Origin of the sequence: Streptococcus sp. HMSC065H07 (genome assembly GCF_001837325.1) — a bacterium.
In the GTDB taxonomy this organism is placed as follows: domain Bacteria; phylum Bacillota; class Bacilli; order Lactobacillales; family Streptococcaceae; genus Streptococcus; species Streptococcus salivarius_H.
In genome coordinates, this window is record NZ_KV832031.1 from 130,565 (window position 1) to 147,691 (window position 17,127).

At 34.2% G+C, this 17,127-nt stretch carries 14 protein-coding genes; 13 read left to right on the forward strand and 1 reads right to left on the reverse strand.

Annotation, left to right across the window (positions count from 1 at the left end; translation table 11 throughout):
- The first annotated feature begins 252 nt into the window (after positions 1 to 252).
- The 6 genes from HMPREF2637_RS05335 (at position 253) to HMPREF2637_RS05355 (ending at position 7,638) form a co-directional block, all read left to right on the forward strand.
- A complete protein-coding gene (locus tag HMPREF2637_RS05335; RefSeq protein ID WP_045772562.1) occupies positions 253 to 1,236 on the forward strand; it encodes a tyrosine-type recombinase/integrase in 984 nt (327 codons plus the stop codon).
- Positions 1,237 to 1,353: 117 nt separating this feature from the next.
- Positions 1,354 to 2,259, forward strand: coding sequence for a DNA/RNA non-specific endonuclease (locus tag HMPREF2637_RS05340; RefSeq protein WP_045772563.1), 906 nt, complete (start codon positions 1,354 to 1,356; stop codon positions 2,257 to 2,259).
- Between the two features lie 203 nt (positions 2,260 to 2,462).
- Positions 2,463 to 2,606 carry a hypothetical protein gene (locus HMPREF2637_RS11305; RefSeq protein WP_176745614.1) on the forward strand — a complete coding sequence of 48 codons (144 nt, stop codon included), beginning with the start codon at positions 2,463 to 2,465 and terminating at the stop codon, positions 2,604 to 2,606.
- 87 nt (positions 2,607 to 2,693) lie between these two features.
- Entirely contained in the window at positions 2,694 to 4,025 is a 1,332-nt protein-coding gene (locus tag HMPREF2637_RS05345) for a hypothetical protein (RefSeq protein ID WP_070839513.1), read from the forward strand.
- Between the two features lie 74 nt (positions 4,026 to 4,099).
- Positions 4,100 to 4,588, forward strand: a complete 489-nt coding sequence (locus HMPREF2637_RS05350) for a hypothetical protein (protein WP_070839516.1) — start codon at positions 4,100 to 4,102, stop codon at positions 4,586 to 4,588.
- Positions 4,589 to 4,599: 11 nt separating this feature from the next.
- Positions 4,600 to 7,638 (forward strand): type IV secretory system conjugative DNA transfer family protein, encoded by a 3,039-nt coding sequence (locus tag HMPREF2637_RS05355; RefSeq protein WP_070839519.1) that lies wholly within the window; start codon positions 4,600 to 4,602, stop codon positions 7,636 to 7,638.
- A 39-nt stretch (positions 7,639 to 7,677) separates the two neighbouring features.
- On the opposite strand, the gene HMPREF2637_RS05360 is transcribed toward HMPREF2637_RS05355, so the two are convergent.
- Positions 7,678 to 7,986, reverse strand: a complete 309-nt coding sequence (locus HMPREF2637_RS05360) for a hypothetical protein (protein ID WP_070839522.1) — start codon at positions 7,984 to 7,986, stop codon at positions 7,678 to 7,680.
- 540 nt (positions 7,987 to 8,526) lie between these two features.
- On the opposite strand from HMPREF2637_RS05360, the gene HMPREF2637_RS05365 reads away from it, so the two are divergent.
- From HMPREF2637_RS05365 to HMPREF2637_RS05395, 7 genes are all read left to right on the forward strand, one after another.
- Positions 8,527 to 9,795, forward strand: coding sequence for a replication-relaxation family protein (locus HMPREF2637_RS05365; protein ID WP_256315914.1), 1,269 nt, complete (start codon positions 8,527 to 8,529; stop codon positions 9,793 to 9,795).
- Positions 9,796 to 9,812: 17 nt separating this feature from the next.
- Positions 9,813 to 10,175, forward strand: a complete 363-nt coding sequence (locus HMPREF2637_RS05370) for a hypothetical protein (RefSeq protein ID WP_070839525.1) — start codon at positions 9,813 to 9,815, stop codon at positions 10,173 to 10,175.
- 140 nt (positions 10,176 to 10,315) lie between these two features.
- Complete coding sequence (locus HMPREF2637_RS05375; RefSeq protein ID WP_070839528.1) at positions 10,316 to 11,113, forward strand: thioredoxin family protein; 798 nt, start codon at positions 10,316 to 10,318, stop codon at positions 11,111 to 11,113.
- Positions 11,113 to 11,745 (forward strand): hypothetical protein, encoded by a 633-nt coding sequence (locus HMPREF2637_RS05380; RefSeq protein ID WP_070839531.1) that lies wholly within the window; start codon positions 11,113 to 11,115, stop codon positions 11,743 to 11,745. The genes HMPREF2637_RS05375 and HMPREF2637_RS05380 overlap by 1 nt, the downstream gene beginning before the upstream one ends.
- Positions 11,739 to 12,437: a hypothetical protein gene (locus HMPREF2637_RS05385; RefSeq protein ID WP_070839534.1), complete on the forward strand. Its 699-nt coding sequence runs from the start codon at positions 11,739 to 11,741 to the stop codon at positions 12,435 to 12,437. The genes HMPREF2637_RS05380 and HMPREF2637_RS05385 overlap by 7 nt, the downstream gene beginning before the upstream one ends.
- 190 nt (positions 12,438 to 12,627) lie before the next feature.
- Positions 12,628 to 15,675, forward strand: coding sequence for a MucBP domain-containing protein (locus tag HMPREF2637_RS05390; RefSeq protein WP_070839537.1), 3,048 nt, complete (start codon positions 12,628 to 12,630; stop codon positions 15,673 to 15,675).
- Positions 15,676 to 15,677: 2 nt separating this feature from the next.
- Positions 15,678 to 16,172, forward strand: a complete 495-nt coding sequence (locus HMPREF2637_RS05395; protein ID WP_371106635.1) for a hypothetical protein — start codon at positions 15,678 to 15,680, stop codon at positions 16,170 to 16,172.
- Positions 16,173 to 17,127 lie beyond the last annotated feature (955 nt).

Consider the following 17,127-nt stretch of genomic DNA (forward strand, 5'->3'; position numbering starts at 1 on the left):
TTTGAGAGGCTTGTGACGAGTCAAAAGCAATAAAGCTTGAACAAAGTGAAAGCCAGCGTCTTTAGGCGCTGGCTGGTATTATGGGCTTATAGCCCTTGATCAAACCACCCGTTAGACGCGTGGTTATGATTTAGAGATTATTTATACTAGTTAAATCTAAAAAAACATACAATTTTGTATGATATAATAGGTCTAAAAATATAAGTGGTAAACGTGTAGTTAATTACTATCAGTGTTGAGAGGAGGGAGAATATGTCGAAACAGAAAGATAAATATCTAACACTAAGAAGTCAATTACCAGAACTAATAGACGAATATATAGCTTACCTTCAAGTAGATGTTGAAGAACCTTCTCCCAAAATGGTCGAACGTTTGTCAGTGATTCAGAAATTTTTAAATAGCTATGCAATTACGATTGATAAAGAGGGTGTCTCACTATCATTGACAGACTTAGAAAAAATACCACGAGAATTTGTTCAAAATTATTTGGCAAATTTACGTCTGAAACCAGCGGGAAAAAGATTTATTCTCTATACTTTGGCAGGATTTTGGAATTATCTTACGAATACCTCTTTTACAATTGAGAGAGGGATGCCGTTGTTTTATCGTAACGTGTTTAATGAATGGAAGATAGTTTATAAAGAGAGTTATCACAACATAATATATTCTGAATCAAAGAAGAAGACTATTTTGTATACGCAGCAAGAGCTCGAAGAGTTGCTTGATTTCATGGCAAACAGTTATGTTACAACGCTACCAACTCAGAAGAAGGCTGATAATTGGGAAAAGGAGAAGGAGCGAAATATTGCTATATTTGCAATCATAATTGGTACTGGAGCAAGTACTCAAGAAGTTGTTAACTTGACAGTCAGGGATATTGATATGCGTAAAAAAGGAATTTGGGTTGTTAGAAACAACGAGAAACAGTTTATACGTTTTCTACCCTTCACAGTTCCTTACATAGCTCCATTTGTTAAGGAACGCCGGGGACGCTGGGATTTGGATCCTTCTATACCATCATTATTTTTAACCATGTTGAAAAAGCCTATGGGAAGAAATACAATAGGTCATTTGGCAAAGAACATTGGACATGCTTATGGAAAGGTAATCACGCCTAGTATTTTAAAAGACAGCCACGCCTCTATTGTCTATAAAGAGACAGGTGATATTAAGAAAGTTGCTGAAATACAAGGCTATAGTTTAGACAAGAATCACCTCATAAGATTTATCGAATAATAATATTGATAAAATCCTATATTAGTAAAAGGCCACTTGAGGCCTTTTTGATGTCACTGGGTTACGAATAGAGACTCCTGTGTCTATAATGAATTTATAGAGATTTAAGGAGGTCTTATGCTAAAAAAAAGCAATGAAAAAAGAGGTTGTCTTGGCAATCTGATTTGGATACCGATATCTATTATTGTTATGTTTTGTATAGCTGGATATGGTATGTCCCAAGGAATTAATGTACCTGGTATTTTATCTAGTGGCTTTAATGTTATTAGTAAAGGGGAGCATGCCAATTCAAGTGATGTCGGAAAATTATTTGGGAGATTTATTCCCAAGTCAGAATCTTCGGAAACAGGAAACAGTTCTTCTAAAACAAGTGGTGTAAAGTCTGATGCTTTCAACTACAGTCCATTGCCTTTTGAAAACCATAAGCTAATGGTCAATGGAGATTTGGATAGTCTTGGTAGAGCAACATATGGTCACATCAGACTAAAGTATTCGGATAAACCACAAGATGATAGGGAAAGTAAAATTAATGTTGATCCAGTCGGTTGGCATAACTATCGTTTTAAGTACGAAGATGAGTCTGGAAAAGTCAAAAAAGCTTATCTGATGAATCGTGGCCATCTTATTGGTTATCAGTTTTCTGGATTGAATTCTGAAATTAAAAATCTAGTACCTATGACACGCTATTTGAATGCAGGAACGATGTCTGATAGTAAAACGGATGCTAATAATCCAAACGGTATGCTATACTACGAAAATGCACTAGCCAAATGGTTGAAGAAAAACCAAAATATGTACTTAGATTATTGTGTTGTTGCAAACTATACTGACAATGAGTTAGTACCTAGGACTGTGACGCTTTACTGGACATCCTTTGATGAAAATGGGACTCAATATGGAGTTGAACTATCAGAAGCAGGATTAGCAACGAGTGATGGAAATGTGAGTTCGGTCACACTTCAGAATGTTTCAAAGAATGCTAATATTAACTACTTAGATGGTACAGCCACAAGTAATTACTAACATTGACTATAGAATGTTTTATGCTAAAATAAGAATCAGCGTAAGCGTTTGAACAACAAAAAAGGGGGGGGGTATAGCCTCTTTTTTGTTGATATAATGGATTTTTAAAGATATCTCTTGATTTGTTGCTCTCTAGCCTTGCATTGATATCAAAAATCTATATAATAATAATTAAAACAGAGCCAGAAGAAAGGGTGAGAATTATGTTTATGATCTTGGTTCTATTACTAACATTAGCGAGTTTCTTCTATGTTGCCATCGGTATTGCCAAGAAAATCTTTTCAATTTTCGCCTTAATTACACCAATTATAGTCTTGGGTGTTGGGCTTCTTATCGCTATGAATTAACAAAAGTCAAGGGGGGTCACTATCTTACAGGTAGTGACCTTTTTTGTTATGCTTTTAATGTCAAAAAAGACATTAAAGGAGAAACATATGAAAGCACTTAAACTTATAAGAGAGGACGGTTATGAGAACGTCCATTATGCTAGTTTAGGGGAGCAAAAATTTAAAACATTGGTTGTTGCAGATAGGAAAGATGAACAAGAACAATGGTTTGAGCAACCAGAAATTGAATGTGTTCCAGAAGAAGTCTCAGATATCATTCGAAACTACACACTCCCATATATTGATCTTGGAAATACTGAAGATGAGTATTTGTTAGAACAAGCAACTAATAAGGTTGTATCAGTTGTGGTAGAAAATGTGCTTGAAACACAGCCATTTATTCCTAGAAATAGAAATGGTCGTCCTATCGGTGAAGGTGTAGCTTTCTGCGATATGTTAGTAGGGCGTATCCAAAATGGAGAACTTGCTGGAACAGCAGTTTATATTAAACAAACAGAATCAGGCTTCCGCCAGCCAAAGGATTTCTTTAAAATGGTTGGACGGATTTTTCCTTGTAAATTAACTGAAATCCATATCCAAACTATCGACAATTATAAACTAACTATCAATAACCCATCAAACTATGTTGTTGAAGGTAGTATTGAGTTAGCTGAGTGGTTAACTAATTATCAACTTCTTCAGCAAATTGAAAAGAGTAAAGATAACTCTTCTCGTAATCGAGATAGAAAAAATATCTTGGAACGTACTCATGAAGGTATTGTATCTGCTGTGATTAACAATGGTAGCAATGCAGGTATCATGGTAATGACCAAAAAATTACAAACGGTATTCATTCCAAAACATAGGGTAAGTTATGAGTGTGATTCTTCATTTGTTAACCTAGACGAAGTAGTATCAGTCTTTGATAGGGTGGAATTTAAAATTACTGGGGCCAATACCCAAAAACCAAGTCCAAATCAAAGAGAACGTCACATTATCCATGACTATATTCGTATCGAGGGAGATATGAAAGTTCTCGAAGAAGCACCTCAAGATGCTTTGATTGAGATGATTGATGATAAGAAAGTCATAGGACGATTGTTTAAAGTGCGATTTATCAGTTTTGATCCACAGAGTCTACATACAGTAGAGTTGGTTGACTTTCCAGGAATCAAAATTAAAATGAAGGACTCGGGTTCTTTAAATCGAGTTCCTTTTAAGCAAGGAGATGAAATTTCAGTTGTTATTCAAGATGCTCATTATCGCTGGGTAGACGCAAAGAGCAGGGGGCGTCGAGTGGCTAAAAAAACTGAAGAAGTGAGCAGTAATTCACAGAATACGGAAGAGAAAAAATGTCTGTTTCGTATCAAATCACGTTTCAATAGTTTCTATCCAAATCGTGTGAACAGTAAAATCTTATCAACATTTTTCACTAGTTGAGTTGCATATAGTTCCCTCTGAAATGGGAACTTTTTGTTTACGTTCAGATCATAAAAATTTAACAAGGAGGGGCAATGAACCATCATAATATCAATGCTATTGTCTATTATCTGATAGTCTTTATTCGGTATGTCTTACCTATTACCTTGGTCTTCATCGGTATCGGTAGGTGGAGTTATGCTAAATCTATCAATAATCCAGAGAAACAAATCATGGGAGTAAATTTTGCCTTAAAATCAATTTTATTCTTATATATCGTTACATTTGTTCCCATATTCATCATCTATGGACTTGCAATGATATCAAAGGGGGGCGCACAAAGTGGTGACTTCTCTATGATTAGTTTCGTAGAGGTCTTTACCCTAATAGAAATTCTAGCAGTTGGGATATTACCTTCATATGGTTTCATACAGGGATACATATATCACTATCAATGGTTGATTACAGAAGGTAAGAAAACAACGAGTCTACCTCGACGAAATCTATTCATTAGACTTGGAATAATAAGTCCGATTGCTATTGTCGTATTTATGGAATTCTTGAAAAAAATGTTTGCTTACTAGAGAGGTGCTTTATGCGGAAGATCTTGAAATTATTTTTTAATCGTTATTATACAAATGGTAAGCGAACAATAGATATCTTGCTGTATTGTTGGCGAAAATATATTGATTGGGTATATCATATATCTTTTGGATTATTTGCTTTCAATATTATTATGTTTATCTTTAGATGGCGTTTGCCTAATTGGGTATTTATATCTTTATTTATATTCTTGTTCGTTAATATGGCTTTAGTTTTATACATTGGTGTATGGCACAGTAATGTTACAAGTCGTCAAATTTTCGTGTTATTTGAAAAATATGATACCTTAAAACGAGCAGAACGAAAGAAGATTATTGGTAAGTATGCTATAAGAGCAGCACTAGCAGCAGTATTTATATCTTCTGGATTATATGTACTAACAATCAATAACTTTATCTTATCCCTCATCAATCGTATGTATGATGTAGCAGATAATTATCTCAAATATATGCCCTGGTCAATACCAAATGGAAGTCAGACAGGTATTGTATTAAGTTATCATACCCTCAAACCTTTAATAGGAGCTGACTGGTTCAACAGTTTGTTATTGTTAACTCCGATTGGAGCAATTGGTCTTATTTTTTATAATAGTTATGCAACTGGAATTGCTGAAAAAACCTACGAGAAATTGGTTGAGCAATGGCTAGGAGGACGTTACTTCCAAGACAGTGTATTAAGTAATATTGTTCATAATCAAGATGAAAAAGGTCAAGCGAATTTGGTTATGGGGCTTAACTCTAAAACTGGAGAGCAAGTGATTTTACATGCTAACGAGAGGACTTATCACACTATTATCTTTGGTTTGATTGGTACTGGTAAATCGGCAACGATTCTGATTCCAGCAATGCTACAGGATATGGAAAATATGAAATACTATCTATTATCCTATCGTAAGTATTTGATGAAAGTAGATGAAAAACTGGAACAAGAATTCTTTAGCACAGAGTTTGAACGTAAGAACAAAAGACGTGAATTGTTGGAGCAGTGGTATAACAATGGTTATGCTGCAGAGCTTACAAATGGTATTTATATGACTGAACCATCAGGTTCGATGTATGGCACAATTGTTAAGTACGCACATAAAATGGGCTTCCCTGATGAAATGATTTGGACTCTAGATCCTACTAACCCAGGAACTGGTGCAATTAATATTTTGGATGGAGATACTACTCAGGTAAAAGGGGCTGTTCGAGACTTATTTAAACGATTTAGTGATCCAAGTGGGACTGGTTCTTCTTTCTTTCTTAACCAAGAAGGACAACTTACTGATAATATCATTACGGTCATTAAAGAGGTTGCGTTGATACCAGATGCCCCAATAAATTATATGTTAAAAGGTAAGTCTCCAACACTAACTGAATTCTCAAATATGTTACGTTCTAGTGATTGGATTGAAGCCTATATTGCTGTTTTTGAACAATTACTCAATCGAAAGAAAAGGCTTTTTGAAGTAACGTTGAAAAAGCATGAAGCGTTCTTAAAGCAGGAAAAAGAAAAGTGGTTAGAGGAATCAGAGTACAATCGTGAACACGAACAACTTTTTGATACTATCCTTAGACCAGAGAATGTTCATGAAGCTATAAACGCCTTTAATGATGAAAGAAATAAACTTGAAAACCTCCAAAGTTCTTATGATTATTTCATCAATGCTCATCAATTAAATTCGTACACAGAGGAATATTATTATACCTTTGATGCTAACGTGTCTGGTCTAAAAGCAGTTATTGATGACCTATCATCTTCACCAGAAATTCGTCGTGTATTTTTCTCTCAAAGTACCAAAGATTTAGATATTGTTTTAAAAACGGGTGGAATGATTTTGGTCAATTCTGCTAAAGGTGTTCTTGGTAAAGAAAAGTCTCGAATGGTAGCACAGATGGTAACATTAGTTATGCAAAATGCTGCTCAAAGACGTCTCCCAGATAAGTCTCCATTCTTTGCTTTTTATGAAGATGAAAAGAATGGTTATTTGATGCCAGGTAATGATAGTAACTTCCTAGATGAGTCTCGTAAGTTCCATGTTCCAGTTATGCATGCTTATCAACATGACGAGCAAATTAGGGACTCTATTGGCGAATCTGGAGCTGATGCAATCAAGATGTCTTATCGTAATGCCTTTACCTTCCAACAAACCTCAACAAAGGTTGTAGAGTTCATTAATCTACGATCAGGAGGAAAACATTATGCTCTTAAAGAAACCAAACGTGCAGCAAACGATGACCTTTTAGCAGGGAATCAAGGTAACTCCAGTGCGACTTCAGAGGAAGTAGTAGAAGAAGATAACTTCACTGCTAGAGATGCAAATAACCTAGAGAAATTCCAAGTTGGTGCTGTTATCGTCAGTGATGATGAAGTCTCAAATATGATTTATTTGACAACATCTCCGCATTTTGAAATGGATATTTCGAAGGACTCTTTCGTCTCACATACACCTTTCAATAGGGTTTATGGTCTTGGAGAGGAAGAACCGGAAATTGCAAAAGCCTATAAAATGTGGAGAGCAGAAGTGATAGAATATTATGCTCAAAAAGAGTCTGAAAGCCACCTCTATGAAAGTGATTTTACTGACGAAGAATGGCAAGCAATCATGGATGTTAAGGTGCCAAATGTTGATAGTAATGTAAATGATACAGTTGGTAAAAAAGATGATTCACCATCAGTTAAAAGAACAATCTTAGTCAACGATAGTATAACAGAACATAGAGAAAGCACTTCAATTAGTGAAGAGGTAACAGAGGATATTGAGCAAAAAGAGGAGGTCAATAACTCAGAAATTCCACCAGTTGTTGAAGAAAGACAAACTGTAAAAAGCAAAAATGATATTGGTGAGTTGAAGGATAAAGAAATAACTCAAAGAGTGATCCTAGCTCCATCATCTACACCCGAAACAGTCGATACTCAAAATATTCAAGCCCCTAATCAAGAGTTTGAATTACCTCAAGAGTTGTCTCGTGTAGCTCGTGAGAAAGCAACTAAAACTTTAAAAAGTAATGTAGGACAAATGGATATTGATGAGGAAGAGGGGTTTTAGATAACATAAAAAGCAACGGAAATTTCCGTTGCTTTTGTTCTAATTTTGAGAGTCATTATACGTTTCTTTGTTAGTTTTCTCAGCATCTTTTCTTGCTTTTTCTTCTGCTCTTTTTCTCTTAATTTCCTTCTTTACCTCTTTGACCTTATTTTGTGTTTCAACAACTAAATCATCAATAGATAAATCTGGATTTTCTAGTTTTTTCAATTCGAAATAGATTTGGCCTAGTTTATCTGTTTGTGATTTCAGATAGGCTTTAAGTTGCTCTGTAGCTTCTTTCTTTTGTTGTTCTAGAGCTTCAAGTTCCTTAATAAAATCTGATTCAGTTTTTTTGTTTTTTCCTGCCATAAATTGCCCCTTAATTATTAATTATATCTAATAGTATAGAGCAAGAATATTAAAAGTCAACCCATGTCACTCCCTTGAAAATAATCTATTCTAGGGTATACTGAACACAATAGCGACCTATTATAAATGAATCCTAATAGTAGTTATTAAGTGCTTAAAGTCCCATAAAATCAGTTGTTACGAGTGTTATGTGATAACCAGATTTTATGAATGAAAGTATAGAGAGAACAAAAGTCTAAGAGTTTACTGTATTTATAGGGTTGACGACTAATATTAGAAACTCGTACATTATAAATGAGTAAATAGTGATTACTATTTAGCTAGAATAACCCATGTTTTTTAGAGATTATCGTTATAAAAATAAACTACGACGTTATGAATGAGAGGAGATGAAAGTATCAATCAGTATTTTACGGGTACAAAGGAATGCTTGAGCAGGTCTATATCAAAGGCTAAGCATAACTTTAAAAATAATATCTATACTCTTCGAAAAAAGACCAGACTATATACCCTATTGATTGACTATTTTAGGACTACAAAATGCAAGATATAAAAAATAGAGATTTTACCTCACTTATTTCAAATAAAAAAAATAAAATTCATTACACCCAGAGAAATAAAATAGCTACTTATTTTGTTTCAAAAAAGCAAAATACCTCACTGTCGTTTTCAGAAGAGGAGCTTATCATCTTTTATCATTTACTAAGGTTTGGTTATTTTGATAAGGAAATCATAGACCTCATTTATACTGCAGTAACTCGAAAATCCAAAACCCCTAATTCATGGTTTTATCGTCTTGTTGGAAAGGTGAATCATCCTATTTCAGCATGTTCGGATGCTAGAAGCGGTAAGAGAAAAATATATTATCTGAACAAAGGTTTTAGTACCTGGTTGCTTACTATGATTAAGGGGATTGATAAAATACGGTTGCTAACAACAACGACAGAATATGATAGGTCAGTATATAGCATTGTCAGTAATAACCTTCTAGGAGGGAAACCTCAAACCGTAAATATTCATGATCTAGAGACCAGACGATTAGTTGCTAAAATCTTAAACAAGCTTTTCTTTAAAAACCAAGACAAGTCTGTTTATGACCTAAACATACAAGTCGTATTTCCTATTAGTCGGGTTAATCTTTTAATGGTTCCTGATGCTGTTGTATTTGTGAACGATAACCCTTTTTTTATTGAGTATGATCGAGCAACAGAACGTCAAACAATTCTACTTTCTAAAATATTTGGTTACGCAGAAGAACCAGCATTTGAAAATTCTAGTTTATTTTTCGTTTTCGAGAATAGCCGTAAAGATAATACGCAAGTATCTAAACGTTTAATGAACTTTTTGGAATATGTAAATGAGGTCGAGGTTGAAGGTGTAACTGGACATGACATGTTAAAGCGTAAAAGTATTTCTTTGTTCAGTCAAACAACAACAAATGCTTCTGACGTTATTGTCGAAATCATTCAAGAAAAGATGTTTTCAAATCATAAAGATTGGTGTGATTGCGAGGCTTATGATTTTTCTGAACTGCAGAAAATAGATTATCTCGTTAAGGAGATATCAGAACCTTTATATGATGACAAATTCCAGTTATCAGCTGTTGTTGAAACTGACTCATGGGAATTGAAAGAGTACCCTATGATACCTATGGCATATATCAAAAGTGACTTGATTCCACATTTAACTAGTCTCTATGAAGAATTCGCAATAGAGTATGAACATATGATCATTGTGTTCCCAAAAGAAGTCTTGCCAGAAAAAATCAAACTTCCTTTTGATGATTATTTCATTATTGTTTATAGATAGAGTAAAGGAGTTTGTGAATGGATTATTTGGAATACTTAGGAAGAAGAATTGTATGGTTAGTTGTTTCGCTTGTAGTTGTAATCGTAGTAAAAAGACCAAGACTTTTGAAAGGATTGGCCCTAGTAAGTGATGAAGTTATCGGTAAAATCAACTACTTTATTTTCTTAACGATTGCTTGGCTAGTTCTTGTTACATATTTTATTTTGTACTTGTTTACGGTAGTTACTTTTTTCCTATCATGGCATTCGCTAACCCTGAATAATGTGCTGGAAGTGATTTTGCAAACCGTATTAATCATACCAACACTCTATACGTTATTTGTTTCACATAACGAGGTTATCAAGAAGGTTGATGAATTCTTATCAGCGAAAAAAGAATAAGTCACGCGCAGCAACTGCAACATATAATCATTTTCTCAACTATTTAAAAATATGTAAGAAAGTCACATGATAGTTTGAATTTGTTGTAAGTATCTGGTGTTGTTTTAAAGATAAAAAAGATTGAAAGGTAACGGTAATTAATGAAAATAAAAATTGAATCTGCTTGGAAAACCCTTTGTGATGCATTCCCCAAGTTAAAGGATAATCCTCTTTACAAGGGTTGGTATATTAGCTATGCGATCCTTGTGACGTTATCTATTTTGATGGTAGTTGTAGTGAACCATAGGGTTGTCTATGCATTTCCGTTTGATTGGTTTGGTTTGCTTTTTGGGATTATCTTACCTTGGGTTCTTACGACCTTTTATATCGTATATCAAGGTGTGGACCATGCCCATCAGTTTACATCGACTAAAGTTGTTCTTGGGTTATTTATGTTACCTGTAATTCTGATTGGTTTTACCTCTAGTTATAAGAATGAATACAGTTATAGTAATCGTATGGTTACGACGGTTTTTGACCAGGAACTCACGCAACAAAGTTTCCACGCAACAAAAATTACATCAAATCAGCTTGATTATTTTAAAGAAGATAATGTCATTTATCCTTATAAGAAAAATACAGCTTCAGAGATATATGTGTTCTTTCGACCTGATTGCCCTTACTGTCAAAAATCAATTCCAGTACTCAATAAGAGCTTAACTGAAAAAGAACGAAACAAGATTATCTATGTTAATGTTCTTGACGAAAGTGGCAAGGATTTAGCTAAAGCTATGGGAGTAGAGAAAGCAGCAACAGCAGTTATCTATCATAAGGATAAGAACTCTGGTGGATGGTCCAAACGTATTGAACGCATGGCTGAAGGGAAGCATGCTGCACCTCGTCTTGATGAGGATGCTATCCATGATATTGTGTCAGTCGCAAGGGAGGAAACAAAATAATGTATTTATCAAAAAAAGATATTTCAGAATGGATTGCTAGCCTAAAAGTAGGTAACGAGGTTGCTATTCAAAGGACACGTATGGATGGTACTGTAGTGTCTAGCGAGCGTGGTATTGTTGACAAGTGGTTAGGAAAAAGACTTATAGTTGTAGATGGAAAGCATTTTGTTCCTAGCACTGGTTTGAGACAAAGTAACTCTGTCGTACAAGTTCAAAAGACAATCGTGGAACAACTTTTCCCTTTGGATGCTTTGCTTTTAGATGAGGAAGAATTGGCCAAAAGAGACACCATCATTCAAAATTTGAAAGAGTCTGCTGCGCTTCTAGAGCACGCGCAGACTTATTCTTCATTAGTCGTTTCTAGGGTTCTTCGTAAGCTATCAGTCCTAGACGTTGGTGATATTTATGATCTAAATGAACTACGTTCTTCTAGTGACACAGAAGACTTAGAAGATAGTGCTTTATTGGATAGACGGAAACTCTCGGAGAAGAAACGTTGTTTAAAGACTCTTGACCGTATGCTTGCCAATTTAAGTCAAGATAATACCTTGGGTGCTTTTAAGTTAATCTCTCTTTTGGGAGATGTAGCTTCTGAATTTACTGATGCTGAAAATGAGGTAAGTGAATGTTAGCCTATGTCATTATGTTTGTAGTTATGTTTGCTATCAAGTGTGTTACTCTTACTTTTGTGAAGAATAAAGAGTCTACAATAGTCAGTACTTTTCTGAGTGGCACGAATCAGATTTTTCTTAATACGATTGTCTGGTTTCTACGACTAACGGCCATGTTCCAGTTTTATCTTTTGGTGGTGGACAATGATCTAACTGTTATCCCTTTAATTGTTGGTTTCATTCTACCTAATGTCTTGTTCTGGTTTAAGGGAATCAAAGTTTTTTTATCGGATTTGCTTGTACGTTGGTTAAAATCATTTATTGGTCATAAGTATAGAACATGCCCATTTTGTCATGAATCACATTTATTCTTTCGATACACAGAAGACCGCACAGCTGCTTATTACTATCTCTTGACAGAAGAAGATAGTCTTGTGGCCATTGGAGATTTTGATAATAGTGACCATCCTGCACGTTTCTTTTTAAGTAACGATGAATCACATTTTGATGAGCTGGTTGATACCATGCTACCTTATATGTTGCCTGGAATGGAAGAGGTGGTCTATGTAGGTGGGCGACAACAGCGATTGGCTAGAGAATTATATTGTGTCGATTGCCAGGAACGAGTCAGTGAGGATAGCGGGGTACAATTTGGTGAAGTGCTTTTAAGTGAACATAGGCATGAAGATCATAAAGTTCTTGTTTTGTTTTAGGTATTGAAGTTATTTTTGAATCAAAACAGCACCATTTCAAGTAGGACAAAAGATGCTGTTTCATTGACAATATTTTCCTTAATTGAAGTATATTTTAGTGTTTATTACTATTTTTTCGGAAGTTATATCTCTTGACAAGGATTAAATTTTTCGATAATATTAATATTCAATAAAATTAAAAGGAGATGTTGTGAAATTATTTGTTAAATATGGGATATTTCTTTTTGCTTCTGTTATAGCTTTGAACTCCTATAATATTAAAGCTGATGAAAATGTAACAACAAGTACAGATACTAATGTAAGTGATACAAAGGAACCAGCTACGCATGAGATAATTATAGGAAATAATGCGAATTCACTTTCAAGTTTGAAGCAAGACGAAAAGAATGGAAGTACCGAACCGACTATTACTAATGTTGAAATTTCTGGAGGTGTAGACCCATCAGTTACAGGCACTGATTTCTTTAAGGATGTTGAAATAAATCTTGAAGGAAATAACTTAACTGATGATAACTTTTTAACAGAAGAGGGACTTCATTGGTCAGACAAGACTTATACCGAAATTATACAGGGAAAAGAAAATGGTATCATAAATGATCCTGAGAGGTTTGGGGCTTCTAATACACCCTCTACACCTGTTATAGCTTATAGCACGAATGTAGGAGATAGCGGTCGTATCAATTATATAGGTAAGACTTTATCAGGGATAGAGTTAGACTTGCTGTGGACTGTTCTAGAAAGTGATAAAGATGAATGGGCCTCTAACTCTGGATACAATGATAATCGTCCTAAAGGACTTGGATTTGCTGGAGAGCAGTCAATCTTGGGTGCAACAGGAAATTCAATTGTTATCTTATATAATAATGCGAGCAATCTTGCTCTCCATTATCAAATTGTCAAGCATGGAACGAAAATAGAACAGCCTGTGGTAGTAAGTTTCATATCAACAGATATTGATGCAGCCCAAGGGGTACAGACCAATCTTGCAAATTTGGTTGAAATTATTCCAACGGAGTCTAATCTTGTAAAAAAAGATGGCATTATTTATGATGCAACACCGGGTGTAGTAGGACTTAATGGGTCTAAGGATTTGCCGAAGGGTGGCTATTTAGGTGCAGGTTTTATTTCAAATTTTGATTATACCTTTTATTCGCCAGCACCAGAAAGAGTTAATGATTCTTATTCCTATCCAATGGCTGTTCGATATGACATTTTTGGAAGCAGTTTACAAGCAAATATCAAATCTCGCATTTCTAGGTCCATTATAGTTCAGTATGTAGACAATCATGGCAAAGAACTGAAGAAGACAGAATTTTATAAAGGCTTTGATGATGAATCTTATAAGGTTGATTCTATAAGTATTAAAGACTATCGCTTAATTGATGTAAAGAAATTCTCAGAAAGCTGGGGTAGGACAAGGATTCAGTTTGCTTATCAGAAAGAATTTCCAGTTACTTTAAAATTCCAAGATGAAAATGGCAAAGTCTTATCTGAGAGTGTGAAATATATTGCACTTGATGGCCAAAAGGTGACACATACACCAAAAGTAATTAGTGGCTATAGAACGCCAGAAAGATTTGAAGTTTTGGTTAACCAACCACTTACAAAGGTTTTTACTTATAAGAAAATTCAGCAACCTATACATCAAGTTCTGATAAATAAGAATAAAGGTAAAGAATCTCAGTCACAGATCGCTTTAGTTGGTCATCCTTTGGTGCCACCAAATAGTGCTAGCCAATCATATGATACTAATACTAGAGTGCAATACCATTCTTCAAAAAGCTATGTTCCAACGCCGACTTTTTCTCATTATGGCAACCATTTAGGAATAGAACAATACAATAGTCCAGGTTTACCAATTCCAAAAACTATACCTAAGAGTCAAAAAAAGAGTCAAGAAAAACCATCAAAAAATGGGAAGCAGAAAGATCCATTCTTAGTCAATACCAATATGACTATGGATGAAAAAAAGGACTTTCTTACTTATATTAAGTCGGTTGGTGATGAAGCTCGGAAAAAATATGGTAACGATCATGATAAAATTAATCATACAATTGCAAATGCCATTGCTCGAGTTTCATATGCTGATGATAAGCTACAATCAATGACAAATGATTTTGGCGAAGCTTCGAATAGTCTATCTAGGGAAGTAAGCAAATTATTATCTCGACTACATGAAAATGAAAATTATCCAATCGACTTTCCTCATCTGGCTGCTCCAATTGCTACCTCTTATAGAAGTGGATTTTTAAAAGAAATAGTTAAATTATTTGCAGGGCTGTCCCCGTATAATACTCGTTTATCTACTGAAGAGATTCTCTTCCAAAATAACTCCTTAGTGGGGGACCTGCTAACGACTATCGATAAAAAGGATTTGTTCACGGATATTGATGCTTATATCTTGAGATATCATAGTGAGTTTAAAGATATGGATCTTGATCAAGCCATTGAAAAATATTACAGTACAGATAACTTGGAACAAAAACGCCAAGAATATTATTATCAGGCCTTAGAAGAGCAGTCGAAAAATACACCTACAGATAGATATATGAGTCTCTTATTAATTGGAAGCGTTGCAAGTTTATCTGGTCTAGCATTGATTGCATTAAAAGAACTAAAAGACATTAAAGCTTTTGTAGGAAGGTTGTTTAAAGACCCGCTTGGAACTTTTCGAACAGACATTTGGGAACCATTAAAGTCTCAAGTTATTACCTTTATCAAAAAACCGCTAAAATTCTTCGAGAAAAACCTTACTACTCCAATTAGAAGAAATTTGGTTAGAATGAGCAATAATACCATACAAACCGTTTCTAAAATTAACAAAAACTTCATCAAACCAGTAGCTAATTTTACTATTAATAAAATCGCAAAACCAGTATATAATAGTATTAGAACCGTTGCTAAACCAATTGTACAGTTTGTTAATAATACAGTGGTTAAACCTGTTGGTAAAGTGGTTTACAACAATATAAGTAAGCCAGTCTATAATCGTATCGTTAAACCAGTATCTGGGTTTGTCAATAGGAACATTATAAAACCAGTTTATAATAAAATAGTTAAACCTGTTTACAACCGTGTTGTGAAACCAATTGTTAGACCAATTTATCAGAAAGTTGTTAGACCAATTGCAAAAGCAACAAAACGTTATATTGCAAGACCTGTCGTAAATGCTGTGAAACGTTTTGTTGTTAATCCAGTCAAGAGATTGTTTGGTCGTAGAAGAGGAAAGAGAAGATGACAATGAAAAAAAGAATTATTTTAGGGATTTTTGTGGGACTACTTACAGTCTTGTTTATGAGTCTCTATACTTATTGTAATTTAAAATTTAACTCTGTTTATTATGCTCAGCATATTCCTCATAAGGAGGGAACAGAACCGGATTTAGTTATGTTGGTAGAGAATATGGGATGGATTTATACTCCTAAAATTGACAATATTAGATATGATGATGATGGAACAAACGCTATTATAAATACTAAAAGTAAATCTTTTCTAACAAAATCCTTAGGAAGCTTTTTATATGATAAGGATAATATGACTGTCGGTTTTGACAGTACGTTTAGATTTGAGGACGTCAGTTATTTTTCAGAAGAAGCAAAAAGAATTCAAGTTAATGAATCGAAAATTAAACGAGAGATTAGGGAAGATTTTTCCCCAATTATGAAGGTTCAAACAAAACCCTTTATCAATCTTCAATGGTTGTTTAATTTAATTTATCAAAGTAGGTTTAATTAGAGAATAAGATAGCATAGATGCATTTTGTAAGATTATTTATATCTAAAGATGAGTTTATCTATATTACGACATTTACTGTGAATTTAATTCAGGACACCTTGCAGGGTGTCTTTTTTATTTACTAAATTTGGAGTATTACTACTGATTTTAAAGCTTTTTAGAGCATGTAGAATTATTCATGTGCGTGAGTTGTACTACTATGAGAGTATTTTCCAAATGGAAGTGATCTAACAATGGTTGATAATCAGTTCATTCAGCTGTGGGAGAACAAACTTAATAATAAGCCACGAAAATGTCATAACCGGAAAACATCTTATGAAGTCTTATAAGAGGAAAGTATGTACTTAATTTGATAATTCAAGAGATAAAAAAAAAACTAGGGCAATGGCCCTAGTTGTAAAGGAGGTCTGTTCACATCTGGTTTTATAGGAGATTATGGATGTGAACTAGATTGATTAGGAGTCTCTGTTTCTATTAGGAGGATTAGAGACAGAAAGGATTATTTTTCGAGTGTAGTTTCATCGAACTACAAGAAAATTTTATCAATTTATGAGATAGGACACAATGGGCTTAGGGGGTGTCACATCTCTGATTATTAGAGAGTTAAGTTAGTAGAATTTGATGGACGCGTTAAAGAAAGCATAGTGCAATTAGCGGGGTAAAGATCAAATCGGTTATTATAGGTAGTTTTGAGAAATGAACAAGGAAACTATGTCTTAATCTTATATAAAAGCTTGAATAGGTTATATTTTTATAGTGAACCTTCTATTGTGGAGTGTTATAATATCTTTCGAAGAGAATAGCCTTAATGACATAAAGTATCTAACAGCAATACCTCATTATTTTTCTTCATTGTAGTCTTTTGTTATTTAAAGAAGTAAGAAATATGAATTATGTAGCTCGAATTAACTTGAAAACTGCCACACCTTATCGTGACGAATTAATCGATTTTTGT